Origin of the sequence: Ramlibacter monticola (assembly GCF_016722785.1) — a bacterium.
Lineage (GTDB): Bacteria > Pseudomonadota > Gammaproteobacteria > Burkholderiales > Burkholderiaceae_C > Ramlibacter > Ramlibacter monticola.
The window spans coordinates 294,797-318,495 of sequence record NZ_JAEQNE010000005.1; the positions used below are offsets into that span (position 1 = coordinate 294,797).

General features: G+C 69.6%; 20 protein-coding genes. 12 read left to right on the forward strand and 8 right to left on the reverse strand.

Features of this window, described 5'->3' with window-relative positions:
* Window positions 1-296: 296 nt before the first annotated feature.
* The 4 genes from JJ685_RS20185 to JJ685_RS20200 all read left to right on the forward strand — a co-directional run bounded on the left by JJ685_RS20185 (window position 297) and on the right by JJ685_RS20200 (window position 6,063).
* A complete protein-coding gene (locus JJ685_RS20185) occupies window positions 297-3,212 on the forward strand; it encodes a ribonucleoside-diphosphate reductase subunit alpha (RefSeq protein WP_201676127.1) in 2,916 nt (971 codons plus the stop codon).
* Window positions 3,213-3,390: 178 nt separating this feature from the next.
* Window positions 3,391-4,608, forward strand: coding sequence for a ribonucleotide-diphosphate reductase subunit beta (locus JJ685_RS20190; protein WP_201676128.1), 1,218 nt, complete (start codon window positions 3,391-3,393; stop codon window positions 4,606-4,608).
* A gap of 186 nt (window positions 4,609-4,794) precedes the next feature.
* Window positions 4,795-5,292: a histone H1-like DNA-binding protein gene (locus tag JJ685_RS20195; RefSeq protein WP_201676129.1), complete on the forward strand. Its 498-nt coding sequence runs from the start codon at window positions 4,795-4,797 to the stop codon at window positions 5,290-5,292.
* Window positions 5,293-5,448: 156 nt separating this feature from the next.
* Complete coding sequence (locus JJ685_RS20200; protein ID WP_201676130.1) at window positions 5,449-6,063, forward strand: alpha-ketoglutarate-dependent dioxygenase AlkB; 615 nt, start codon at window positions 5,449-5,451, stop codon at window positions 6,061-6,063.
* Here the strand turns inward: JJ685_RS20200 and JJ685_RS20205 are convergent.
* From JJ685_RS20205 to JJ685_RS20220, 4 genes are read right to left on the reverse strand one after another with little or no spacing between them, the layout of a single operon-like run.
* Window positions 6,060-7,220 carry an acyltransferase family protein gene (locus JJ685_RS20205; protein WP_201676131.1) on the reverse strand — a complete coding sequence of 387 codons (1,161 nt, stop codon included), beginning with the start codon at window positions 7,218-7,220 and terminating at the stop codon, window positions 6,060-6,062. The two genes, JJ685_RS20200 and JJ685_RS20205, sit on opposite strands and share 4 nt — an antisense overlap.
* Before the next feature lie 45 nt (window positions 7,221-7,265).
* Window positions 7,266-7,973 carry a hypothetical protein gene (locus tag JJ685_RS20210; RefSeq protein WP_201676132.1) on the reverse strand — a complete coding sequence of 236 codons (708 nt, stop codon included), beginning with the start codon at window positions 7,971-7,973 and terminating at the stop codon, window positions 7,266-7,268.
* Window positions 7,970-9,022 carry an MlaD family protein gene (locus JJ685_RS20215; RefSeq protein WP_201676133.1) on the reverse strand — a complete coding sequence of 351 codons (1,053 nt, stop codon included), beginning with the start codon at window positions 9,020-9,022 and terminating at the stop codon, window positions 7,970-7,972. The genes JJ685_RS20210 and JJ685_RS20215 overlap by 4 nt, the downstream gene beginning before the upstream one ends.
* A 2-nt stretch (window positions 9,023-9,024) precedes the next feature.
* Entirely contained in the window at window positions 9,025-9,828 is an 804-nt protein-coding gene (locus JJ685_RS20220) for an MlaE family ABC transporter permease (protein ID WP_201676134.1), read from the reverse strand.
* Between the two features lie 97 nt (window positions 9,829-9,925).
* On the opposite strand from JJ685_RS20220, the gene gorA reads away from it, so the two are divergent.
* Both gorA and JJ685_RS20230 read left to right on the forward strand, forming a co-directional pair.
* On the forward strand, window positions 9,926-11,293 hold the full coding sequence (gene gorA / locus JJ685_RS20225) for a glutathione-disulfide reductase (RefSeq protein ID WP_201676135.1): 1,368 nt from the start codon (window positions 9,926-9,928) through the stop codon (window positions 11,291-11,293).
* 115 nt (window positions 11,294-11,408) lie between these two features.
* Complete coding sequence (locus tag JJ685_RS20230) at window positions 11,409-13,670, forward strand: hypothetical protein (RefSeq protein WP_201676136.1); 2,262 nt, start codon at window positions 11,409-11,411, stop codon at window positions 13,668-13,670.
* Here the strand turns inward: JJ685_RS20230 and JJ685_RS20235 are convergent.
* Window positions 13,663-13,923 carry a hypothetical protein gene (locus tag JJ685_RS20235; protein ID WP_201676137.1) on the reverse strand — a complete coding sequence of 87 codons (261 nt, stop codon included), beginning with the start codon at window positions 13,921-13,923 and terminating at the stop codon, window positions 13,663-13,665. The two genes, JJ685_RS20230 and JJ685_RS20235, sit on opposite strands and share 8 nt — an antisense overlap.
* A 177-nt stretch (window positions 13,924-14,100) precedes the next feature.
* Here JJ685_RS20235 and JJ685_RS20240 point away from each other — a divergent pair, with 177 nt between their 5' ends.
* A complete protein-coding gene (locus JJ685_RS20240) occupies window positions 14,101-15,594 on the forward strand; it encodes an AMP nucleosidase (RefSeq protein WP_201676138.1) in 1,494 nt (497 codons plus the stop codon).
* A gap of 53 nt (window positions 15,595-15,647) precedes the next feature.
* Here JJ685_RS20240 and asd read toward each other — a convergent pair whose 3' ends face one another.
* Window positions 15,648-16,520, reverse strand: a complete 873-nt coding sequence (asd, locus tag JJ685_RS20245; RefSeq protein WP_236599133.1) for an archaetidylserine decarboxylase — start codon at window positions 16,518-16,520, stop codon at window positions 15,648-15,650.
* A 78-nt stretch (window positions 16,521-16,598) separates the two neighbouring features.
* Between asd and JJ685_RS20250 the strand changes: the two genes are divergently transcribed.
* The gene (locus tag JJ685_RS20250; RefSeq protein ID WP_201676139.1) at window positions 16,599-17,525 is read left to right on the forward strand and encodes an ATP-binding cassette domain-containing protein; all 927 of its coding nucleotides are present in this window, start codon (window positions 16,599-16,601) and stop codon (window positions 17,523-17,525) included.
* Window positions 17,526-17,688: 163 nt separating this feature from the next.
* Window positions 17,689-18,480, forward strand: a complete 792-nt coding sequence (locus tag JJ685_RS20255; protein WP_201676140.1) for an ABC transporter permease — start codon at window positions 17,689-17,691, stop codon at window positions 18,478-18,480.
* On the opposite strand, the gene JJ685_RS20260 is transcribed toward JJ685_RS20255, so the two are convergent.
* Window positions 18,420-20,078 carry a GMC family oxidoreductase gene (locus JJ685_RS20260; RefSeq protein WP_236599134.1) on the reverse strand — a complete coding sequence of 553 codons (1,659 nt, stop codon included), beginning with the start codon at window positions 20,076-20,078 and terminating at the stop codon, window positions 18,420-18,422. The genes JJ685_RS20255 and JJ685_RS20260 overlap by 61 nt on opposite strands.
* 169 nt (window positions 20,079-20,247) lie before the next feature.
* On the opposite strand from JJ685_RS20260, the gene JJ685_RS20265 reads away from it, so the two are divergent.
* Both JJ685_RS20265 and JJ685_RS20270 read left to right on the forward strand, forming a co-directional pair.
* On the forward strand, window positions 20,248-20,667 hold the full coding sequence (locus JJ685_RS20265; protein ID WP_201676141.1) for an organic hydroperoxide resistance protein: 420 nt from the start codon (window positions 20,248-20,250) through the stop codon (window positions 20,665-20,667).
* Window positions 20,668-20,741: 74 nt separating this feature from the next.
* Window positions 20,742-21,749 (forward strand): serine/threonine protein kinase, encoded by a 1,008-nt coding sequence (locus JJ685_RS20270; protein WP_201676142.1) that lies wholly within the window; start codon window positions 20,742-20,744, stop codon window positions 21,747-21,749.
* Window positions 21,750-21,781: 32 nt separating this feature from the next.
* On the opposite strand, the gene JJ685_RS20275 is transcribed toward JJ685_RS20270, so the two are convergent.
* Entirely contained in the window at window positions 21,782-22,657 is an 876-nt protein-coding gene (locus JJ685_RS20275; protein ID WP_201676143.1) for a fumarylacetoacetate hydrolase family protein, read from the reverse strand.
* 68 nt (window positions 22,658-22,725) lie between these two features.
* Between JJ685_RS20275 and JJ685_RS20280 the strand changes: the two genes are divergently transcribed.
* A complete protein-coding gene (locus tag JJ685_RS20280) occupies window positions 22,726-23,691 on the forward strand; it encodes a tripartite tricarboxylate transporter substrate binding protein (protein ID WP_201676144.1) in 966 nt (321 codons plus the stop codon).
* Window positions 23,692-23,699 lie beyond the last annotated feature (8 nt).

The following is a 23,699-nucleotide window of genomic DNA, read 5'->3' on the forward strand; positions in this document are numbered from 1 at the left end:
AGCTGGCCCCACGCGCGGTGGATAACTCCCCCCGACGCCCGCACCGCATCGGGAAAAGCGCGCGCAGCCCGCGCCAGCACTCGCATCGAACCCGCGCCGTGGCAGCGCGCGGGCGCGCCGCGGACGGTGAAAAGCCTGTGGAAAACGCTGTGCAGACCATGTGCTCCACTCGGATCGTGGGCACTACCTATAGTGCTTGCTGGCGGCCCGGACACTAGATATAGTGCCTGCCACGTTGCGGGCTCGCCGTCCTTGCCCCAGCACAAAGAACACACGCACGAGAGGAAGAAACGAAGATGCACCCTGGCCTGGCCACTCCCCTCCAGCCGCTCTCCAGCTCGCTGAACCCGCCGCAATCCGGCGGCGCCGGTGCGGCGGCCAACAGCCCGCTCGCCCACTACCAGATCCTGCGCCGCAACGGCGCGGTGGTCCCCTTCGAGCCGAACAAGATCGCCATCGCGATGATGAAGGCCTTCCTGGCCGTGCACGGCACGCAGGGCGCCGCGTCCGCCAGCGTGCGCGAGACGGTGGACGGCCTCACGCAGGCGGTGGTGCGCGGCCTCGTCCGCTCGCGCCCGGGCGGCGGCACCTTCCACATCGAGGACGTGCAGGACCAGGTCGAACTGGGCCTGATGCGCGGCGGCCACCACGAGGTCGCGCGCGCCTACGTGCTGTACCGCGAGCGCCGCGCGCAGGAGCGCGCCAAGCAGGGGCGGGAAGAAGCGCCGGCCACGCCGCAGTTCCACGTGCTGGACCACGGCCAGCGCGTGCCGCTGGACGTCGCGTCGCTGCAGCAGCTGATCGTCGCGGCCTGCGAGGGCCTCGGTGCCGAGGTGAAGCCGGAGCCGATCGTTGCCGAAACGATGCGCAACTTGTACGACAGCGTGCCGCTGGACGAGGTCTACAAGGCGTCGATCCTGGCCGCCCGCACGCTGATCGAGAAGGAGCCCGACTACACCTTCGTCACCGCCCGCCTGCTGCTGCACACGATCTTCAAGGAAGCATTGGGCGAGGAAGTCGCCCCGGCCGAGCGCGCCGCCGCCTACGCCGACAACTTCCCGCTCTTCGTCAAGAAGGGCGTGGAGAACGAGCTGCTGGACGAGAAGCTGCTGCAGTACGACCTGAAGCGCCTGGGCGCCGCGCTGAAGCCCGAGCGCGACCTGAAGTTCGACTACCTGGGCCTGCAGACCCTGTACGACCGCTACTTCCTGCACGTGCGCAAGACCCGCATCGAGCTGCCGCAGGCCTTCTTCATGCGCGTGGCCATGGGGCTGGCGCTCAACGAGATCGACCGCGAGGCCCGCGCGATCGAGTTCTACGAAGTGCTGAGCAGCTTCGACTTCATGTCGTCCACGCCGACGCTGTTCAACAGCGGCTCGCTGCGCTCCCAGCTGTCCTCCTGCTACCTGACCACGGTGCCGGACGACCTGGACGGCATCTACGAATCGATCAAGGAAAACGCCCTGCTGTCCAAGTTCGCCGGCGGCCTGGGCAACGACTGGACCCGCGTGCGCGCGCTGGGCTCCCACATCAAGGGCACCAACGGCGAGTCGCAGGGCGTCGTGCCCTTCCTGAAGGTGGTCAACGACACGGCCGTGGCCGTCAACCAGGGCGGCAAGCGCAAGGGCGCCGTCTGCGCCTACCTGGAATCCTGGCACCTGGACGTCGAGGAATTCCTGGAGCTGCGCAAGAACACCGGCGACGACCGCCGCCGCACCCACGACATGAACACGGCCAACTGGATCCCGGACCTGTTCATGCGCCGCGTGATGGAAAAGGGCGAGTGGACGCTGTTCTCGCCCTCCTCCGTGCCGGACCTGCACGACAAGTTCGGCACCGAGTTCGAGAAAGCCTATGTCGCTTACGAGGAAAAGGCGAAGCGCGGCGAGATCAAGCCGTCCAGGACGGTCCAGGCCAACGACCTGTGGCGCAAGATGCTCTCGATGCTGTTCGAGACCGGCCACCCCTGGATCACCTTCAAGGACGCCTGCAACGTCCGCTCGCCGCAGCAGCACGTGGGCGTGGTGCACTCGTCCAACCTGTGCACCGAGATCACCCTGAACACCTCGGACACCGAGACGGCGGTCTGCAACCTGGGCTCGGTGAACCTGCTGCAGCACCTGAAGGACGGCCGGATCGACCAGGAGAAGCTGAAGCGCACCGTCGCCACGGCCATGCGGATGCTCGACAACGTGATCGACATCAACTACTACGCGGTCAAGAAGGCCCGCGACTCCAACCTGCGCCACCGCCCGGTCGGCCTGGGCGTGATGGGCTTCCAGGACGCGCTCTACGAACTGCGGATCCCCTACGCCTCGACCGAGGCCATCCAGTTCGCCGACGAGTCGATGGAAGCGGTCTGCTACCACGCCTACTGGGCCTCGACCGAGCTGGCGCGCGAGCGCGGCCGCTACTCCAGCTACAAGGGTTCGCTGTGGGACCAGGGCGTCCTGCCGCCGGACACGCTGGCCCTGCTGGCCGCCCAGCGCGGCGAGCAGTACGTGGAGGTCGACCGTTCCGCCACCCTCGACTGGGACGCGCTGCGCCGCAAGATCGCCGCCGACGGCATGCGCAACTCCAATTGCGTCGCCATCGCGCCGACCGCCACGATCTCCAACATCATCGGCGTGGACGCCTCGATCGAGCCCTGCTTCGGCAACCTGTCGGTCAAGTCCAACCTGTCGGGCGAGTTCACCGTGATCAACCATTACCTGGTGCGCGACCTCAAGCGCCTGGGCATCTGGGACGACGTCATGGTGATGGACCTGAAGCACTTCGACGGCTCGCTGCGCCCGATCGACCGGGTGCCGGAGGACGTGAAGGCGCTCTACGCGACCGCCTTCGAGGTCGAGCCGGTGTGGCTGGTGGAAGCCGCGGCGCGCCGGCAGAAGTGGATCGACCAGGCCCAGTCGCTCAACATCTACATGGCCGGCGCCTCGGGCAAGAAGCTGGACGAGACCTACAAGCTCGCCTGGCTGCGCGGCCTGAAGACCACCTACTACCTGCGCACGACCAGCGCGACGCAGGCCGAGAAGTCGACGGTCCAATCCGGCCGGCTGAATGCGGTGAGCAACGGCACCGCCGCGGGCGGCGGCATGTCCGCCCTCGACGCGGCGGCGGCGGCGGCGCGCGCGCAGATCGAGGCGGCGACGCCCGCGACGGACATCAGGTTCTGCGGCGTCGACGACCCCACCTGCGAAGCGTGCCAGTGAGCACGGCGTGAGGTGCTTGCGTGCGCGCGATGCGCACGCAAGCACGAACGAGAGCCAAGAGTTGTCGGCGTTCTCCGACAGAACGTCGATGCAAGCAAGCAACAAAATGCGTGCCGAGTGTGAACGGACACTTTGATTTCCCCACACAGGCTCACATAATCCGAGCACTGGAAAACCTATGTTGACCTGGGACGACGAAGTCACGCCCACACCGTCAAAGTCCGTGAGCAGCGGTTTGCAATCGAACCGCCAGCCGACCGTTCCCATTCCCCAACCTGCCTTGCGCACGCTGGACGACGGCGCCGTCGCTCCGGCGGCCCCCGTCGCGACGCAGCCGGCCGCGCGCATCCCGGCGGGCTCCGCGCAGTCGAACAGCGCGCGCCGCGTGGCCGCCGCCGACAAGCGCATCATCAACGGCCAGACCGACGTCAACCAGCTCGTCCCCTTCAAGTACAAGTGGGCCTGGGAGAAGTACCTGGCCACCTGCGCCAACCACTGGATGCCGCAGGAAATCAACATGAACCGCGACATCGCCCTGTGGAAGGACCCGAACGGCCTTTCCGAGGACGAGCGCCGGATCATCAAGCGCAACCTCGGCTTCTTCGTCACCGCCGACTCCCTGGCCGCCAACAACATCGTGCTGGGCACCTACCGCCACATCACGGCGCCGGAGTGCCGCCAGTTCCTGCTGCGCCAGGCCTTCGAGGAGGCGATCCACACCCACGCCTACCAGTACATCGTGGAGTCGCTCGGCCTGGACGAGGCCGAGATCTTCAACGCCTACCACGAGGTCCAGGCGATCCGCGACAAGGACGAGTTCCTGATCCCGTTCATCGACGGGATCATGGACCCCGCCTTCCACACCGGCACGCCGGAGGCCGACCAGCGCCTGCTCAAGAGCCTGATCGTCTTCGCCTGCCTGATGGAGGGCCTGTTCTTCTACGTCGGCTTCACCCAGATCCTGGCGCTGGGCCGGCAGAACAAGATGACCGGCGCCGCCGAGCAGTACCAGTACATCCTCCGCGACGAGTCGATGCACTGCAACTTCGGCATCGACCTCATCAACCAGATCAAGCTCGAGAACCCGCACCTCTGGACCGCCGAATTCAAGGCGGAGATCAAGGCGCTGTTCCTCAAAGCCGTCGAACTCGAGTACCGCTACGCCGAGGACACCATGCCCCGCGGCGTGCTGGGGCTCAATGCATCCATGTTCAAGGGCTACCTTCGCTACATCGCGAACCGCCGCGCCACGCAGATCGGCCTGGAAGCGCTGTTCCCGAACGAAGAAAATCCCTTCCCGTGGATGAGTGAGATGATTGACCTGAAGAAAGAGCGCAATTTCTTTGAGACCCGCGTGATCGAATACCAGACGGGTGGCGCCCTTTCATGGGATTGAACGGCAACTGCGAATGAGCTTGGACAAAGCCCGCACGCTCCACGGTCCGGAGAGACCGGGGCGGGCGGGCATGGTGTTCGTGGGGCTGGGCTACGGCCCAACCCCACGGATCGCTTCGCGCCTCCCAACAAGGCGCCGGAGTGCTTCTTTGGTTGATGTTTGAGTCAACTTGAACAGGAGATAGAAATGGCAACTGCGAAGAAGTCGGCCGCCAAGAAGGCGACCGCGAAGAAGTCCCCCGCCGCGAAGAAGACGACGGCCAAGAAGGCCACGGCGAAGAAGACGACGGCGAAGAAGGCCACCGCCAAGAAGACGACGGCCGCCAAGAAGGCGCCGGCGAAGAAGGCGACGGCTGCCAAGCGCCCGGCTGCGAAGAAGACCGCCGCCAAGCGCCCGGCCGCGAAGAAGACCGCGGCGAAGCGCCCGGCTGCGAAGAAGACCGCGGCGAAGAAGACCACCGCCAAGAAGGCGACGGCGAAGAAGGCCGCCGGCGGCGCGCGCAAGACCGCTGCGAAGAAGACGACGGCCAAGAAGGCGGCCAAGAAGTCGTCCGGCGGCGCGAAGAAGGCGGCGAAAGCTCCTGCTGCCGCCGGCGCGTCCACCACGGCGGCGCCGGCGCCCGCGGCTCAGACCACGCTGAACCCGCAGGCCGCCTGGCCGTTTCCAACTGCAGCCAAGCCGTAAGCAGTCCCCGGAGAAAGCGCCCTGCGTTTTCTCCGAGGCTTGGCCTCGCCTAGACCCGCACCTCGGTGCGGGTCTTTTACTTGGTGCCCCGGTTTTTCTCCTCCACTTCCGGGGAAGGGCCGGGGTACGGGCGTTCCCCGCCCTAATCTAGCCCCCATGAAGGACGCCCAGGCCGACCTGTTCGGCGCACCTCCACCCGCCACCCCGCCCCTGCCCGAAGGCCTGCGCTACGAGGAGGAATTCCTGTCGCGCGAAGAAGAAGCCGCGCTCGTCGCCCGAATCGGGCAACTCCCGCTCGCGCCCATGAAGTACCAGCAGTACACCGCCCTGCGCCGCGTGGTGAGCTACGGCGGCCAGTACGACTTCAGCGCCCGCCAGCTGAACGAAGCCGACCCGCTGCCGGCGTGGCTGGATCCCTTGCGCGAGCGGGCCGCGGCCTGGATCGGCATCGATCCCGCGTCGTTCACCCAGGCCCTCATCGCCGAGTACCGCCCCGGCACGCCGCTCGGCTGGCACCGCGACGTGCCCGCTTTCGAAGACATCGTCGGCATCTCGCTGCTGAACGAGGCGCTCATGCGCTTGCGGCCCTACCCACCCGAGGCCCCGAAAAAATCGGACGTGGTGAGACTCGCGCTGGCGCCGCGCTCGATCTACCTGCTGCGCGGCGTGGCGCGCTGGAGCTGGCAGCACAGCGTCGCGCCGACGAAGCTGCTGCGGTACTCGGTCACCTTCCGCACTCCTTCGACCGGGCGCCGCCCGCACCGGTCCTAGCCGAGGGCGGGCGTCGCCTGCAGGCCGGCCGGATGGCGCCTTCCATTGAGCAGCACGCCGATCCAGCCGCGCCGCACCCACCAGGCATACGTGAGCAGGCACACCGCGGTCGTGACCCCGATGTTCGCCAGGATCTTCACCTCCGCCGGCAACGGCAGCCCGAACAGCAGCGCCCCGAACACCATGGTCAGCGGCATGTGCACCAGGTAGACCCAGTACGCGCTGTCGGCCAGCCACGCCATCCAGGCCCGCCGCGCGTCGAGCACGCGCAGGGCGAGCCCGATCCAGGCGAAGCTCCACAACCAGGCCGCGGCGTTGTACGCGTAGGCGATGAAGAAGGGGGGCGCATAGCGCTTCAGCAGGTCGAGCGCGAGGAGGAAGAATGCCAGGCCGGCGAAGGCGAAGACACCCCAGTGCCGCCGGTACGCCGCGAACAGCACCTGCTGGTGCGCGAACAGGGCGAGGCCGAAGGCGAAGAACAGGCCGTGGTGCAGCCACTCGGGCGGCGGCGGCAGGAACGAGCCTCCCACCGGCAGGAAACCGCCCGGATAGGCGCTTCCGATCCAGGCCAGCGGGAGCGCGAGCAGCACGAAGCCCCACCAGCGGGCCCCGAGCAGCCCGAGGCAATTGCCGGCGCACTGCAGCCACGCCCCCAGCCGCCGGCCGCCCAGCCGCAGCACCAGGGCCGTCGCGACGCTGTACCAGATCAGCATCCACAGGAACCACAGGTGCATCGTGTTCGGCGCGCCCGACAGATGGGCCGGCACGACGCTTTCGTCCAGCCCCCAGCGGCCGTGCGCGATCCGGTTCAGGAAGGCCAGCCCGGCGAGGCTGCTGGCGAAAAACAGGAGTGGCCAGAACACGGCAAAGGGCAAGGCCAGCCGGCACATCCGGTGCCGCAGCATGCCCATGGCGCCGAGACGCTGCGCCAGCAGCGCGACGAAGAAGCCCGCGAGGATGAAGAACACGGGCATGCGGAAGGCGTGGATGAAGGTGACCAGCATGTCGGCCACCGCCGTGCGGCGCTCGTCGCGCCAGGGGAGCGAGGTGGGCCCGACGACGTGCATGAAGCTCACGTGCAGCACGATGCCCAGCCACATCATGATCGCACGCAGGTTGTCCAGCGCGTGCAGGCGGGGCTGCCTGGCCAGGTCCATGGCCGTCGATTCTGCGCCAGCGGCCGCACCGGCGCAGCCGCTGCGCTATTCCATCACCTTGCGCACGCCCTCGGACGGCCGGGGCTCGCGCAGGCGCCGGGCCGGAGCTTCGGGTTCTTCGGCCGCCAGTTCCATCCGGCGGCGCAGCCGCGCGGCCGCGTCGGCGTCGCCGTTCTTGTCCGCCAGCATCGCCTGCGCGCCCAGCCAGGCCATCACGGCGCGCCGCCAGCCCTGCTCGGACGCGGTGCTGCTGGCGATCTCCAGCACCTTCGGGTCGGCGCTGCCGGTGCGCAGCAGGACGCCCGCGGCGATCAGGCGCGAAACCGGGTTCCTGATCTTCTCCAGGCGCCCGGACCCCCCCTCCCCGACGAGGCCGCGGTAGTCCTCCGGCAGGGCCTTGGCCTGGTCCGGCGGCAGCTTACCCTCCAGGAAGTCCGCATAGGCGCGCTCGGCGTCGCCCACGTCCGGCCGCAGCGGCTCGAAGCCGCTGCAAGGCGAGAAGTCCAGGCTCGCCACGCGCACCGCGCAGCGGGTGAGTTCGGCGCGCGCCACCAGCGCAGGCTGGCCGGTGCTCGCCACCTCGTGCCGGAAGCGCTCGAACTCGGTCAGGGCCGCCGCGTCCCGCCCGGACAGGTAGGCGCGCTCGAAGCGGTCCTGCGCGCTGTCGGCGTTCACCAGCCAGTCCGGCTGGCGCGGCTTGTTGCCGCAGCCGGCCAGCAGCGCGAGCAGCGCGGCGAGCACGAGCAGCCTCATGGCAGTTCGATCTTCCGTTCCTTGGCGAACGGCCACTTGCGCTGCAGGTCGTTGATCAGGTCCTCGACCTTGCGCAGGTTGGTCTCGACCTCGCCGCGCAGCGTGCCGAGGTCGGCGGTGGCGTCGCGCACGTTGCCGGCCGCGCCCTGCGCCTCCACCAGCACGGCATCCACGCGCTGCAGGCTGCCGCGCGCGTCGGTCAGCAGGCCGTGCAACTGGCGCACGGTGGCCTGGGCGTCGGTGGCGAGGCCGTTCGTGCCGAAGACGCGAGTGTCCGCGTGCTGCACGAAGTTCTCGCCCCGCTGGGCGAGGCGCTGCACCTCCGCCATCGCCGAATTGGCCCGTTCCACCGCGGCGACCAGCTTGCGCGCGTCCTCCTCGTTGCCGAAGATCGCGTGCAGCGCGCCGCGGCGGCCCTGCAGCTTCTGCGTGAAGGCCTGCAGGTTGGCCATCGAGCGGTTCAGTTCCGAATCCGAGGCCGTGATCTGGTTCAGGTTGTCCAGCACGTCCTTCGCCGCGCCGACGACGCGGGCCAATTCCTCGTTGAAGTCGCCGCGCAGCACCTGCCGCTCCGCGCCGTCGGGCAGCGGCGGGTCGGTCAGCACGCCGCTGTAGGCGCGCAGCTGCGCCGGCCCCAGGATGGTCTTGATCAGCGTGAAGACGCTCGAGGTGCGCAGCCACTTGGCCTCGGACTCGAGCACGTCCACCTCGATGCGCACCTGGCCCTTCTCGCTCAGGGACACCTTCTTCACCGTCCCGATCGGAAAACCGGAGAAGGTCAGGTCCATGCCCGCCACCACGCCTTCGGCGTTGTCGGCGATCAGGTACAGCTGCTGCTTGGGTTCGAAGTAGCCGCGCGAGCGCATCAGGAAGATCGCCGCGACCAGGATCAGCGCCAGCGTGAACGCCAGCAGCATGGTCGCCTTCAGCTCCAGGTTCCGGACCGGCACGCGCGCGGTCGGCTCGGACTTCTGCACCGGGGTTTCGGGCGCCGTCGGCGGCGGCTTCGGCGGCTCGTGCGGGGGAGGCGGACTCAGCTTCTCGGTCATGGTCAGATGTAGTTCCCCACCAGCGACAGCGCCTCGAGGATCAGGAGCACGCCGAACATGCGCACCAGGCCCTGCAGGGCGGCGCTTTCGCGCGAGCCGTCGTCCTCGATATTGTTGAGGCCCGAGGCCATCGGGATGATGGACACCGCGATCGCGAAGAACAGCGTCTTCATCACGAAGATGAAGGTGAACATCGGGTTGAAGACGCGGCCGGTGGTGTGCATGTACGAACTGATGCCGGCGCTCGTGGGGCCCCATACCGCGAGGTAGGCGAGGATGCCCGCGACCACGCAGCTCAGGACGGCCAGCGTGATGCAGGCGAAGATGCCGGCCAGCAGCCGCGGCAGCACCTCCACCGCGATCGGATCCAGCCGCCGTCGCCGCAGCGTCCGGAAGTGCCCCATGCGCCGCATCTCGACCAGTGCGGCGCCATTCGGGATCGTGCAGCGCAGGGCCACGAAGAGGGCCGCGGTCAGGGGGATCAGTTCCACCAGCAGCACGCGGACCACCATCTCCAGCGCGTACTGCGACAGGCCGTAGTTCTCCGACGTCACGATCACGATGCGGGTGATGATCAGCGTGAACAGCGCGATCAGCACCGTGAACCAGCCCAGAATGGGCGCCGTGTCGATGTATACGTGGCGCGCGAGGTTGTAGCGCGTCTCCGGGCCGTAGCTGCGCGGCGAGAATGCGCGCACCACCATCACCGAACCGAAGAAGGTGATGCGCGCCCACGCGGCCGCCCAGCGGACCGGCGCCAGGCTGGTGTGGCCGACCCTGCGGTACCACATCGACAGATGGGTCATATCAGGCGATGGTAAGGGCGCTTTGACGCGCGCCTCGTAAGGCGGCGCCTACAGCAGAGCCTTCGCTGACCGGCGAGGGCCTGGCACGGGAGACTTCATGAGCGGATTCGATTGCGACCTGTTCGTCATCGGTGGCGGCAGCGGTGGCGTGCGCGCGGCGCGCAGGGCGGCGCAACACGGCGCGCGCGTGGTGCTGGCCGAGGCGGCGGCGCTCGGCGGCACGTGCGTGAACGTCGGCTGCATCCCGAAAAAGCTTTACAGCTATGCGGCGCACTTCGCCCACGACTTCGCCGACGCCGCCGGCTTCGGCTGGGACCTGCCGCCCGCGCGATTCGACTGGCAGCGGCTGAAGAGAAACCGCGCCGCGGAGATCGCGCGCCTCAATGGCGTGTACGAGGCGCTGCTGCGGGACGCCGGGGTCGAGCTCGTGCGGGGCTGGGCGACCCTGCTGGACGGCCATGCGGTGCAGGTCGCCACCGGCGCCGGCGACCGGCGCTGGCGCGCCGCCCACATCCTGCTCGCCACGGGCGCCACGCCTTCGGTGCCGCGCTTCCCCGGCTGCGAGCTGGTACTCACCTCGGACCAGATGTTCGACCTCGAGCCCTTCCCCCGCCGGCTGGTCGTGGTGGGCGGCGGCTACATCGCCTGCGAGTTCGCGTCGATCTTCCGCGGACTCGGCGCCGGGGTGACGCTGCTCTACCGCGGTGGCCAGGTCCTGCGCGGCTTCGACGACGACGTGCGCCGCTTCATCGCGCAGGAGCTGGCGAAGAACGGCGTGGACTTGCGCCTGCACAGCACCGTGGCCTCGGTCGCGCGCACCGGCGGGTCCCTCGCCGTCACGCTCGAACAGGGGGACGTGCTCGCGGCGGATGCGGTGCTCTATGCGACGGGGCGCGTGCCCAACGTGGCCGGGCTCGGCCTCGATGCCGCCGGGGTGGCGGTCGGCGCGCACGGCAACATCGTGGTCGACGAGGGCTTCCGCAGTTCCACGCCGTCGGTCTTCGCCGTCGGCGACGTGTCCTCGCACCTGCAGCTCACGCCGGTGGCGCTGGCGGAGGCGATGGTGGTCGTCGACCGCCTGTTCGGCGACGGCGGGCGCCGCATGGACTACGCGCTGGTTCCCACCGCCGTCTTCACGCACCCGAACATAGGCACGGTGGGACTCACCGAACAGCAGGCGCGGGAGCGGCACGGCGAGCCGCGCATCTTCCTTTCCGAGTTCCGCGCCCTCAGGCACACCCTCGGCGGCGGCAGCGAACGCACGCTGATGAAGCTGGTGGTGGACGCACAGAACGACCGCGTCCTGGGCCTGCACATGGTCGGCCCGGACGCGGGCGAGATCGTGCAGGGATTCGCCGTGGCGATGCGCGCGGGAGCGACGAAAAACCTGTTCGACAGCACCCTCGGGATCCACCCCACGGCGGCGGAGGAGTTCGTGACGATGCGTGAAGCAGTTACGCGCTGAGCCGTGGGGAAAGCGCATGTGACAACTTCACGTATGTCGCAACCCGTCGGACTGGGACTACAGGATTTACACGCGCTTAGCGCTTCCGCCCCATGTCTCAGGCGTTCAATAACGCATGAGCGCAAAGACCACAACGACCGGCAGGCAGGGCTGCTGCCGGTGGAGCCCAGGCATCGCAGCCCTCGCGGTCGCTGTCGGGTCGGCGGCGTTCTCCCAGGTGGTGTCGGTCCCATCGGCCCACCTGAACCACACCGAGGGGTCGGTTGCCTACGCTCCGCTCGGCGACAAGGAATGGCATGACGTACAGCCGCGCCGACTGCTCAAGCGCGGCGACCGGCTGTGGACGGACCGCGGCTCGCGCGCCGAGGTCCAGGCCGGCGGCCATGCCGTGCGCCTCAACGGCGAGACCCAGCTGGTCCTGGAGAACGTCAGCGAGACGGCCACGCAGCTGAGCCTCACGCAGGGCAGCCTCGCGGCCACCGTCACGCGCTCGAATGCCGGCGACAGCTTCGAGATCGGCACGCCCAACCTCGCGTTCCGCGCCCGCCAGGCCGGCGACTACCGCATCGACGTCGACACCAGGCAGGGCGTCACGCGCGTCGTCGTGCTCGCCGGCGCCGGCGTGGTGTACGGCGAGAAGGGCGAGGCGCTGGAGGTCCGCACGGGCCAGCGCCTGACCTTCCGCGATCGCAACCTCACGCGCATGCTGCAGCCGGCCTTCGCCGCCACCGACGACTTCGATCGCTGGGCCGGGGCGCGCAAGCGCGGCGAGCCCACGGTGAGCATGCCCTCGGTCGCCGCCGCGCCGGCGCAGCCGATCCCCAACACCGTCACCCGGGGCAAGGAAATCGTGATCTCGGGCTCGGCCGCCAGCCTGAAGCAGCCGCCCAAGGCAAGCCCGCCGCTCGCACCGTCGGTGGCCCCGCCGATGGCCGTCGCGGAACCCGCCGCCAAGGTGGTGCCGTCGACGCCGCCCACCCTCAAGGTCACGGCGCCGGTGCTGCCGCCCGCCGCCTCGGTGCAGCAGGCCTCCCTGCCTGCTGCGCCGGTGATGCAGGCGGCGCTGCCCACGCCGCCGGTGATGCAGCCCAGGGCCGCCGCCGAATCCCAGGCCGCGCGCGAACGCGAACAGCAGCGGCTCGCGCAGCAACGCGCCGAGGACGAGCGCCAGGCGGCCGCCGCGCGCGCCGAGCAGGAGCGCCAGGCCGCCGCGGTGCGCGCCGAGCAGGAGCGCCGCACCACCTCCGCCCACGCCGAGCAGGAACGCCGCGCCGCCGCCGCCCGCATCGAGCAGGAGAAGCGCACCGCGGCCGCCGCCGAAGCGAAGCGCGCCGAGGAGGCGCGCCAGGCCGCCGTCGCCCGCCTCGAGCAGGAGAAGCGCACCGCAGCCGCCGCCGAAGCGAAGCGCGCCGAGGAAGCGCGCCAGGCCGCCGCCGCCCGCCTCGAGCAGGAAAAGCGCACTGCAGCCGCCGCCGAAGCGAAGCGCGCCGAGGAAACGCGCCAGGCCGCCGCCGCCCGCATCGAACACGAAAAGCGCACCGCGGCTGCCGCCGAAGCGAAGCGCGTCGAGGAAACGCGCCAGGCCACCGCCGCCCGCGCCGAGCAGGAACGCCGCTCCGCCGCCGCCCGCATCGACCAGGAGAAGCGCGCCGCGGCCGCCGCCGCCGAAGCGAAGCGGGCCGAGGAAGAGCGCCAGGCCGCCGCCGCGCGCGCCGAGCAGGAACGCCGCTCCGCCGCCGCCCGTCTCGAGCAGGAGAAGCGCGCCGCAGCCCTCGAGGCGAAGCGGACCGAAGACCGCCGCCGCGCCGTCGCGGCCAAGCGGGCGGAGGAAGAGCGCCGTGCCCTGCAGGCGAAGCGCGAGCAGGAACTCAAGCGCGATCACGAGTCGAAGCGCCAGCTCGCCGCCAAGCGGGCCGAGGAAGAAAAGCAGAAGAAGCAGGCGGCGGCCCGCCATGCCGCCGAGGAAAAGCGCCTGGCGGCGCTGCGCAAGGCCGAACAGGAACAGAAGCTGGCCGCCGAAGCGGCCCGCCGCCAGCACCTCGCGCGCCTGCAGGAACAGGCGCGGCGCGAGGAGCAGTCCTCGCAGGTGCGCCGCGCGGAAGCCGCCCGGCGCGCCGACGACGAACGCCGCGAGGACCAGGCCCGGCGCGCCGACGACCAGGCCCGGCGCTCGGAACAGGCGCGTCGCGAGGAAGAGGCCCGCAAGGAAGAAGTGGCCCGCCGCGAGGAAGCGGAGCGGCGCCAGCGGGCGCAGGCGGAGCAGGCGCGGCGCGACCAGGCGCGCCGCGACGAGGAAGTGTGGCTGCGGCAGCAGCAGCAGATCTACCAGCCGATCCGCCCGCAGCCGATGGGCGTGCCCGCCCGCAGGATCAGTTGACGCGGCGCGTGTAGGTGCGCGTCACCGTGGCCGCCGACTTCTCTTCCTCCGGCGGCAGGTAGATCGTCGTCCGGTCGATCTTCGCGTCGAAGGCGGCGATCTCGGCGCTCGCGCAGCGGATCACGGCGCGGTCCAGCGGGTGGCACTGGCGTTGGCTCAGTTTGCTCAGTTGTTCGGAGCTGTCGACATGCTGCTTCACCTGGTCGGGATCGACCATCAAGGCAAAGGGATTGGCGGCCAACGCTTGCGTCATTCTGGGACTCCTTGATTCGATTTAATGGTGTGCGACGAGCTTGTTCTTGGATGACGCAGACTGTCGTCCCTGCCCGCGGGAGGCAAGGTCAGCCGAGTGCGTTTGACTCTGTAGGACGCAGCCCACCGCCGGGCGGGGATGTGCGGGACCGTGGAAGGGCAGTTGCACAATAGGCGCATGCCATTCATGCCGCCTTTCATCGCCCAGACCCTCCATACCGACCCCGAAAGCGCGTTCGACCAGGTGCGCGCCATCTACTCGCAGCAGATCAACCACCTGCGCGAGGCCATGCAGCGGTTCGTGGCGGGCGAGGCGATGCCGGGGCGCGTACGGGCCTGCTACCCCTACGTGCGGATCCAGACGGAGAGCGTCATGCCGCAGGCGGCGCTCGAGAACTCGGGACTGTCGTACGGCTTCGTCGCCAGCGCCGGCTGCTACGAGACGACGCTCACCCGCCCCGACCTGTACGCGAGCTACTACCTCGACCAGTTCCGGCTGCTGCTGCAGAACCACGGCATGCCGCTGGAAGTGGGCGTGAGCGGCGAGCCGATCCCGATCCACTTCTCGTTCGCGGAGCACGACCACATCGAGGGCAACATGCCGCCGCAGCGCCGCATGATGATGCGTGACCTGTTCGACCTGCCGGACCTCGGCCGGATGGACGACGGCATCGCCAACGGCACGCTGCAGTTCGGCCTGGAGCAGCCGCTGCCGCTGGCCCTGTTCACCGGCTCGCGCGTCGACTACTCGCTGCATCGCCTGCGGCACTACACCGGCAGCGCACCCGAGTGGTGCCAGAACTTCATCCTGTTCACCAACTACCAGTTCTACATCGACGAATTCATCAAGCTCGGTCACGAGGAGATGAACCGGCCGGACAGCGAGTACGTGGCCTTCGTCGAACCGGGCAACGTGGTGACGCGCCGCGTCGGCCTGCCGCGCGAGGCCATGGACAGCCTGGGCTCGTCGCCGCCGCGGCTGCCGCAGATGCCCGCCTACCACCTCGTGCGCCCCGGCAGCGACGGCATCACGATGATCAACATCGGCGTCGGCCCGGCCAACGCGAAGAACATCACCGACCACGTGGCGGTGCTGCGGCCGCATGCGTGGCTGATGCTGGGGCACTGCGCGGGCCTGCGCAACAGCCAGCAGCTCGGGGACTACGTGCTGGCGCACGCCTACGTCCGCGAGGACCACGTGCTGGACGAGGAACTGCCCCTGTGGGTGCCGATCCCCGCGCTGGCCGAAATCCAGCTGGCGCTGGAGCACGCGGTGGCGGACGTCACGCAGTGCCAGGGCGCGGACCTGAAGCGGATCATGCGCACGGGCACGGTGGCCAGCACCGACAACCGCAACTGGGAGCTGCTCCCGGGCAACGAGCCGCAGCGCCGCTTCTCGCAGAGCCGCGCGGTGGCGCTGGACATGGAAAGCGCCACCATCGCCGCCAACGGTTTCCGCTTCCGCGTGCCCTACGGGACCCTGCTGTGCGTGAGCGACAAGCCGCTGCACGGCGAGATCAAGCTGCCCGGCATGGCCAACCACTTCTACCGCGAGCGGGTGGACCAGCACCTGCGCATCGGCATGCGCGCCATCGAGATCCTGCGCCAGGGCGGCCCGCAGCGGCTGCACAGCCGCAAGCTGCGGGCGTTCGACGAGGTGGGGTTCCAGTAGGCGGGGGTGGGCGCCGCAGGCCGAACCCGGCGCCGGGTTCGCGCTGGCGCGGCCTACATGGCCGCTTCGGTCTCGATCACCGTCGCCATCGCCTCGCCGAGGCGCACCGGCCTGGTCGCTGACCAGTCCGGCGTGAAGGTGAGGACGTTCGCCGGGAACAGCATGATGACGGTGGACCCGAGCAGGAAGCGGCCCATCTCCTCGCCCTTGCGCAGCACGACCTGCTGGTCGTCGTAGCGCCATTCGCGCACCCGCCCCGGGCGCGGCGGGTTCACCACGCCGTGCCACACGGTCGCCATGCTGCCGACGATGGTGGCGCCCACCAGCACCATCACCATGGGGCCGTGCGCGCAGTCGAACTCGCACACGACGCGCTCGTTGCGCGCGAACAGGCTCGGCACGTGGCGCGCGGTGAGCGGGTTGACCGAGAACAGGTCGCCCGGCACATGGATCATCCGCTTCAGCCGGCCTTCGCAGGGCATGTGGATGCGGTGGTAGTCCTTGGGCGCGAGGTACAGGGTGGCGAAGTGGCCATGATCGAAGCCGTGCGCCAGCGCCTGGTCGCCCCCGACCAGCGCGCGGGTGGAGTAGCTGTGGCCCTTGGCCTGGAACAGCTGGTCGTGCTCGATCGGGCCGAACTGGCTGATCGCCGCGTCGACCGGGCAGATGAAGGGCGCGGCCGCGATCGGGCGGGCATCGGGCCGCAGCGGCCGCGTGAAGAATTCGTTGAAGCTCGCGTAGCTCTCGACCCGCGGATCGGCCGCTTCCGCCATGTTCACCTTGTACTTGGCGATGAAGCGTCGGATGGTCCAGTGCGTGAGCCCGCCGAGGCGTGCCGAGGCGAACTTGCCCGCCAGCACCGTGAGCAGTTTCTTCGGCAGCAGGTACTGCTGGGTGATGGGCAGCGGCGGCAGGAGGGGGAACAAGCGGGGGACCTCTCAGGCAAAGACGAAAATTCTACGGCTGCGATGGGCGCGCCGGGCGGCGGCACAATAGCCGCCGTCATGACCGAGCCGCTCCTCGACGCCCGCGCCCTGACCAAGCGGTACGGCGACAGCACGGTCGTCGACGCGCTGTCCTTCCGGATCGAGCCCGGCGAATGCCTGGGCGTGATCGGCCCCAACGGCGCCGGCAAGACCACGACCATCCGGATGTGCCTGGGGCTCACCGAGCCCGACAGCGGCGAGATCGCCGCCCTGGGCCTGCGCATGCCGCGCGACGCGCTGGCAATCAAGGCGCAGCTCGGCGTGGTGAGCCAGTTCGATTCGCTCGACCCGGACTTCAGCTGCGCCGAGAACCTGCTGGTGTACGGGCGCTACTTCGGGCTGCCGGAGCAACACATCCGCGGACGTATCCCGCAGCTGCTGGAATTCGCCGCGCTGTCGCACAAGGCGGATGCGCGGCCGGTCCAGCTGTCGGGCGGCATGCGGCGGCGATTGTCGCTGGCACGGGCGCTGGTCAACGATCCGCGCCTGTTGATGCTCGACGAGCCGACGACCGGCCTCGACCCGCAGGCGCGCCACCTGATGTGGGAGCGACTGCAGGTGCTGCTGCAGCAGGGCAAGGCTATCCTGCTGACCACGCACTTCATGGACGAAGCCGAGCGCCTGTGCCACCGCCTGCTGGTCCTGGACCACGGGCGCAAGATCGCCGAGGGCCGTCCGCGCGACCTGATCGCGCAGCACCTGGAGCCGGACGTGGTGGAGGCCTACGGCAACGGCGCGCTCTCGCTGGCGGAGTCGCCGCTGCGCACGCTGGCCGGCCGCACCGAGGTGAGCGGCGAGACGGTGTTCTTCTACACGCAGGACGCGCGGCCGCTGCTGGCCGCGCTTGGGCGCGACCACCCGAAGCTGCGCACGCTGCACCGGCCCGCAAACCTGGAAGACCTGTTCCTCAAGCTCACGGGCCGCCAGATCCGGGAGGACGGATGAAAACAAACCAGACAGCCGAACGCAGAGGGCGCAGAGGATCCGCAGAAGACGCAGAAGGAAGAACCCTTTTGGTGCATTCTTCTGCGCCCTCTGCGGAATCTCTGCGTCCTCTGCGTTCGGCTGTCTGGTTTTCGCCGGCCTCCGCCTTCGCGCAAGGTCCGCGATGAGCCACTGGCGTCCCCCCGCGCTGTCGATGCGCTTCTGGCCCGTGTTCCGCCGCAACCTGCTGGTGTGGCGCAAGCTCGCGGTGCCCAGCCTGATCGGCAACATCGCCGAGCCGCTGATCTGGCTGGTGGCCTTCGGCTACGGGATGGGCATGCTGGTGGGCCGCGTCCGCGTGGGCGACACCGAGGTGCCCTACATCCTGTTCCTCGCGAGCGGCTCGATCTGCATGAGCGCGATGAACGCCGCCAGCTTCGAGGCCCTGTACTCCGCCTTCTCGCGCATGCACGTGCAGAAGACCTGGGACGGCATCATGAACGCCCCGGTGAGCCTGGACGACATCGTGATGGCCGAGACGCTGTGGGCGGCCTTCAAGGCGATCTTCACCTCCACCGCGATCCTGGCGGTGATGCTCGCCCTGGACATCAGCCACAGCCCCAAGCTGCTGGCCGCCTGGCTGGTGCTGGCGGCGGTGGGTGTCACCTTCTCGTGCATCGCGCTGATCTTCAACGCGCTGGCGAAGAACTACGACTTCTTCACCTACTACTTCACCCTGTTCCTCACGCCCATGATGTTCCTCTCCGGCGTGTTCTTCCCGCGCGAGCAGCTGCCCGAGGTGGTGCGCACGGTGTCGGACTGGCTGCCGCTCACCAACGCGGTGGAACTGGTGCGCCCCATGTTCATGGACCGCTGGCCGCAGGACGTCCTGCGCCACCTCGTGGTGCTCGCGGCCTACGCGGCGACGGCGTTCTGGGCGGCGCTGGCGCTGACGCGCAAGCGCTTCGCGGCCTGACCCAGCAGGTCGGCGGCCTTCTCGCCGATCATGATCGCCGGCGCGTTGGTGTTGCCCCCGACGATGCGGGGCATGATGGACGCGTCCGCCACCCGCAGCCCCTCGATCCCGTGCACGCGCAGCTGCGCATCGACCACGTCCAGCGAGCCGCTGCCCATGCGGCAGGTGCCCACCGGATGGTAGATCGTGTCCGCATGGCCGCGGATGAAGGCGGCGATGGCGGCGTCGTCGCGCGCGGCGGCGGACGCAGCGAGCTCGCGGCCGCGGTAACCCGCCAGCGCGGGCTGCTCCAGGATGCGCCGCATCGCCCGGAAGCCGAGCACCAGCCGGCGCAGGTCGTCCGGGTCGCCGAGGAAGTCGGGGTCGATGCGCGGCGGCGCGAAGGGGTCGGCGCTGGCGAGCGTCAGCGCGCCGCGGCTCCTGGGGCGCAGCAGGCACACGTGGCAGGAGTAGCCGTGCCCCGGCACGATGCGGCGGCCGTGGTTCACCAGCTTGCCGATCACGAAGTGCAGCTGCAGGTCGGGCAGGGCTTCCTCGGGCGAGCTGCGGATGAAGCCGCCGGCCTCGGCGAAGTTGGTGGTGAGCAAGCCGCGGCGCTCCCGCCGCCACTCCAGGATGCCCTTGACCGCGTTGGCGACGCCGGCCATCGACACTCCCAGCAGGTCGGTCAGGTGCGGCGCGTCCACGACCTGCACCACGTCGACGTGGTCGTGCAGGTTGCGCCCGACGCCCGGCAGGTCGTGCAGCACGGGGATGCCGTGTTCGCGCAGGTGCCCGCCGGGGCCGATGCCGGAGAGCATCAGCAGCTGCGGCGACAGCAGCGCGCCGGCGCTCAGGACCACCTCGCGGCGGGCGCGCACCTCCTGGTCCTGCCCGTCCTGGCGATAGCGCACGCCCACCGCGCGGCGGCCTTCCAGCAGCACGCGCGTGGCCTGCGCCCCCGTGAGGATGTGCAGGTTGGGGCGCTGGAGGTTGGGCGTGAGGTAGGCCTTGGCGGCGCTGCAGCGCTCGCCGTTCCTGTGCGTGACCTGGTACAGGCCCACGCCGTCCGGCGTCGCGCCGTTGAAGTCGCGCGTTTGCGGGTAGCCGGCCTGCTTCGCCGCCTCGACGAACACCGGCCCGAAGCGGTGCGGGCTGCGCAGGTCCATCACGTTGAGCGGCCCGCCCGTGCCGTGGAAGGCGTCGGCGCCGCGCTCGTTGTGCTCGGCGCGCTTGAAGAAGGGCAGCACGTCCTCCCAGCCCCAGCCGGCGTTGCCCTCGGCGGCCCAGGCGTCGTAGTCTGCCGGGTGGCCGCGGGTGTAGATCATCGCGTTGATCGAGCTGGACCCGCCCAGCACCTTGCCGCGGGGCACGTAGCCGCGCCGGCCGTCCAGCCCCCGCTGCGGCACGGTCTCGAACTTCCAGTTCGCCTGGCCGGTGAGGGCCAGCACGGCGAGCCCCGCGGGGCAGTGCAGCAGCACGTTGCGGTCCGCCGGGCCGGCCTCCAGCAGTGCGACCTGCACGGCGGGGTCCTCGCTGAGGCGGGCGGCGAGCACGCAGCCGGCGGAGCCGCCGCCGACGATCACGTAATCCATGGACAGGGCGTCGCTGGGAGCCATCGTTTTCGTCCTCCTGCGCCAGTCTAGGGAATCGGCGGCCGGCGCGACCGGGAGGCCGCTCTAATCGCGCCACGGCCGGGCACGACGAAGCTGCGGTTCCCCCGGGGGCATCGTTCCGCGCCCATAATCCAGCCCCCGCTTCGCCCCGAAGCATGCACAAGGAGGAACCATGGCGACTTCCCTGGACAAGGTCGTGTACACCGCGAAGACCCACGTGACCGGCGGCCGCGACGGCAATGGCCGCTCGGACGACGGCAAGATCGAAGTCAAGCTCTCGCCGCCGGCGCAGGGCGGCACCGGCACCAATCCAGAGCAGCTGTTCGGCATCGGCTATGCCGCCTGCTTCATGGGCGCGATGAAGGCGGTGGCGCCCAAGGTCGGCGTACAGGTGCCCAACGACGCCGCCATCGACAGCGAAGTGGACCTGGGCCCGACCTCGCTCGGCTACGGCATCTCGGTGCGCCTGAACATCAAGCTGCCCGGCCTGCAGGGCGAGCAGGCGCAGAAGCTGGTGGAGGAGGCGCACAAGATCTGCCCCTACTCCAACGCCACGCGCAACAACATCGACGTCAAGCTCAACATCGCCTGAAGGCGCGCCCACTGCGAGAAAGGCCGGCCCGTCCGGCCTTTCTCGCTTCCGCGGCTGCGCGGCGACAATGCCCCATGAACGACCCCACCCGCCACCCTTACGAGGCGCTCACGCCCGACGTGGTGCTCGACGCGCTGCTGCCGCTCGGCCTGTACGGCGACGGCCGGCTGCTCGCGCTGAGCTCCTACGAGAACCGGGTCTACCAGGTGCACCTGGAGGAGCCCTTCCACGGCTCCGACGTGGTGGTCGCCAAGTTCTACCGCCCCGGCCGCTGGAGCGATGCGGCGATCCTGGAAGAGCACGCCTTCGCCGCCGAGTTGCAGCGCGCCGAAGTGCCGGCCGTGGCGCCGCTCGCGCCCGGCGGGCGGACGCTGCACCAGCACGCGGGCTTTGCCTTCAGCGTCTCGCCGCGCCGGGGCGGCCGTCCGCCCGAGCTCGACGACCAGGAGGTGCTGGAGTGGATCGGGCGCTACCTCGCCCGCCTGCACACCGTGGGCGCGCAGCATGTGTTCCGCGAGCGGCCCGCCCTCGACGTGCAGACCTTCGGCGAGGAGCCGCGCGACTGGCTGCTGACGCACGAAGCGATCCCGCTGGACGTGCAGGGCGAGTGGGCGCGGCTGTGCGCGCGGGCCCTGGTCGCGATCCAGGCGGCGTTCGAGCGCGCGCGGGAAGCGGGCGTGGGAAAGCTGCGGGTGCACGGGGACTGCCACCCCGGCAACATCCTCTGGACGCCCGATGCGGGGCCGCATTTCGTCGACCTCGACGACGCGCGCACCGGGCCGGCGGTGCAGGACCTGTGGATGCTGATGTCGGGTGAACGGGCGCAGCGCCAGCGCCAGCTCGGCGCGCTGCTCGATGGCTACGAGCAGCTGCGCGACTTCGACCGCGCGGAACTCGCGCTGGTGGAGCCGCTGCGCACGCTGCGGCTGGTCCACTACAGCGCCTGGCTGGCGCGACGCTGGGACGACCCGGCGTTCCCGCTCGCCTTCCCGTGGTTCGGCACCAGCGACTACTGGCGCGGGCAGGTGCAGATGCTGGAGGAGCAGCTCGAGGCGATGGAGGAGCCACCCCTCGTGGCGTGAACGAACTCCCTCCCCTTCCGGGGAGGGCGGTGCTAGCGCAGCTTGTTCTCCAGCACGCCGATCCCGTCGATCTCCAGCCGCACCACGTCGCCCGGCTGCAGGTACTTCGGCGGCTTGAAGCCGATGCCCACGCCCACCGGCGTGCCCGTGGCGATCACGTCGCCCGGGTAGATGGTGATGCCGCCCGACAGGGTCTCGATCATCTTCGGGATATCGAAGATGAAGTCCTTGGTATTGGCTTCCTGGCGCTTCTCGCCGTTGACCCACAGGCGGATGTTGGTGTCCCGGCCATCGAGCTCGTCGGCCGTCACGATCCACGGCCCCATGGGGCAGAAGGTGTCGAATGACTTGCCCAGCATCCACTGCTGGTGGCGGCTCTGCCAGTCGCGCGCGGTCACGTCGTTGATGATCGTGTAACCCCACACGTGGTTCATGGCGTCGGCACGCTTGATGCCCTTGCCGCCCTTGCCGATGATCACGCCGAGCTCGCACTCGTAGTCGATCGCGCCGGAGACTTCACCGGGATGGAGGATGTCCGCGCCGTGGCCGATCACGGACTCGGGGACCTTGGTGAAGAAGATCGGCTCGGCGGGGATGTCGCCGTGCGACTTGGCGCTCGAATCGAAACCGCTGCCCGCGAATTCCTTCGCGTGCGCGTGGTAGTTCTTGCCCACGCAGAAGATGTTGCGGCGCGGCTGGGGAATGGGCGCGAGCAGCTGGACCTGATCCAGCGCAATGGGCGCGCCGGTGGCCGGCAGCGCACGGCCCGCGACCTGGGCCTCGACGATGGGCAGCGCGCCGCGCGCGGCCTGCTCGGGCGAAAGCTGGAAGGGTTCGACCTGCTTGCCGTCGGCGGTGATGCGGCCGACGCCGGGCTGGCCCTGGTGACGGTAGGCGGCGATTTTCATGGGGCAAACTCTCTATCGCGCCACAATTGGCGCTCTGTAGCATGCTAACAAAACAAGGAGTTCCCCCGATGTTGCGTCGTTTCCTTTGTGCCGCGGGCCTCGCCGCCGCGGCCGGGCTGGCGGCAGCGCAGGCCGCGTTCCCCAGCAAGCCCATCACGATGATCGTGCCCTTCCCGCCGGGCGGGCTGGCCGATACCGTCGGCCGTCCGGTCGCGGAAGCGATGAGCAAGGACCTGCACCAGCCCGTGATCATCGAGAACAAGGGCGGCGCCGGCGGTGGCATCGGCATGGCCCAGGCCGCCAAGGCGCCCGCCGACGGCTACACGATCCTGATGGCACTTTCGTCGTACAGCGTGCTGCCCGAAGCCGACAAGATCCTCGGCCGCCAGCAGATGTACGCGTACGGCTCGCTGCGCCCCATCGCCCGCTTCACCGCCGACCCGACCGTGCTCGCCGTGCGTGCCGATGCGCCGTGGAAGTCCGTGAAGGACTTCGTCGAGGACGCGCGCAAGCGCCCGGGCCAGCTGAACTTCGGTTCGTCCGGCAACTACGGCACCATGCACGTGCCGATGGAGATCCTCAAGCAGGTCGCCAACGTGCACATCACGCACATCCCGTACACCGGCGCCGGCCCGGCGGTGGTGGCGCTGCTCGGCGGCCAGGTCGATGCCCTGTCCACGGGGCCGGCGACCGTGCTGCAGCACGTCAAGGCCGGCAAGATCCGCGTGCTGGGCCACTGGGGCGCCGGCCGCCTGCAGACCCTGCCCGACGTGCCTTCGCTGAAGGAGGCCGGCTACAACGCCGAGTACGCGCAGTGGTCGGGCCTGTTCGTGCCGGCCAGCACGCCCGAGCCGGTAGTGCAGCGCCTGCGCCAGGCCGCGCGCGCCGCCGCCAACGACGCCAAGGTCAAGGACGTGATCCTCAATGCCGGCAGCCCCGTGCTGTACCAGGACGCGCCCGAGTTCGAGAAGTACGTGCAGAACGACGTGCGCCGCATGGGCGACGTCGTGAAGAAGATCGGCAAGGTCGAATAAGCCCCACC

Bases quoted from the DNA above. Each gene is read 5' to 3' on its own strand.
- JJ685_RS20255 (WP_201676140.1), top strand. From the start codon at position 17,689: ATGAGCCACTGGCGTCCCCCCGCGCTGTCGATGCGCTTCTGGCCCGTG.
- JJ685_RS20205 (WP_201676131.1), bottom strand. From the start codon at position 7,220: ATGGACCTGGCCAGGCAGCCCCGCCTGCACGCGCTGGACAACCTGCGT.
- JJ685_RS20220 (WP_201676134.1), bottom strand. From the start codon at position 9,828: ATGACCCATCTGTCGATGTGGTACCGCAGGGTCGGCCACACCAGCCTG.
- JJ685_RS20265 (WP_201676141.1), top strand. From the start codon at position 20,248: ATGGCGACTTCCCTGGACAAGGTCGTGTACACCGCGAAGACCCACGTG.
- JJ685_RS20275 (WP_201676143.1), bottom strand. From the start codon at position 22,657: ATGAAAATCGCCGCCTACCGTCACCAGGGCCAGCCCGGCGTCGGCCGC.
- JJ685_RS20210 (WP_201676132.1), bottom strand. From the start codon at position 7,973: ATGAGGCTGCTCGTGCTCGCCGCGCTGCTCGCGCTGCTGGCCGGCTGC.
- JJ685_RS20250 (WP_201676139.1), top strand. From the start codon at position 16,599: ATGACCGAGCCGCTCCTCGACGCCCGCGCCCTGACCAAGCGGTACGGC.
- JJ685_RS20190 (WP_201676128.1), top strand. From the start codon at position 3,391: ATGTTGACCTGGGACGACGAAGTCACGCCCACACCGTCAAAGTCCGTG.
- JJ685_RS20240 (WP_201676138.1), top strand. From the start codon at position 14,101: ATGCCATTCATGCCGCCTTTCATCGCCCAGACCCTCCATACCGACCCC.
- JJ685_RS20195 (WP_201676129.1), top strand. From the start codon at position 4,795: ATGGCAACTGCGAAGAAGTCGGCCGCCAAGAAGGCGACCGCGAAGAAG.
- JJ685_RS20235 (WP_201676137.1), bottom strand. From the start codon at position 13,923: ATGACGCAAGCGTTGGCCGCCAATCCCTTTGCCTTGATGGTCGATCCC.
- JJ685_RS20185 (WP_201676127.1), top strand. From the start codon at position 297: ATGCACCCTGGCCTGGCCACTCCCCTCCAGCCGCTCTCCAGCTCGCTG.
- JJ685_RS20270 (WP_201676142.1), top strand. From the start codon at position 20,742: ATGAACGACCCCACCCGCCACCCTTACGAGGCGCTCACGCCCGACGTG.
- JJ685_RS20200 (WP_201676130.1), top strand. From the start codon at position 5,449: ATGAAGGACGCCCAGGCCGACCTGTTCGGCGCACCTCCACCCGCCACC.
- JJ685_RS20280 (WP_201676144.1), top strand. From the start codon at position 22,726: ATGTTGCGTCGTTTCCTTTGTGCCGCGGGCCTCGCCGCCGCGGCCGGG.
- JJ685_RS20230 (WP_201676136.1), top strand. From the start codon at position 11,409: ATGAGCGCAAAGACCACAACGACCGGCAGGCAGGGCTGCTGCCGGTGG.
- JJ685_RS20260 (WP_236599134.1), bottom strand. From the start codon at position 20,078: ATGGCTCCCAGCGACGCCCTGTCCATGGATTACGTGATCGTCGGCGGC.
- gorA (WP_201676135.1), top strand. From the start codon at position 9,926: ATGAGCGGATTCGATTGCGACCTGTTCGTCATCGGTGGCGGCAGCGGT.
- JJ685_RS20215 (WP_201676133.1), bottom strand. From the start codon at position 9,022: ATGACCGAGAAGCTGAGTCCGCCTCCCCCGCACGAGCCGCCGAAGCCG.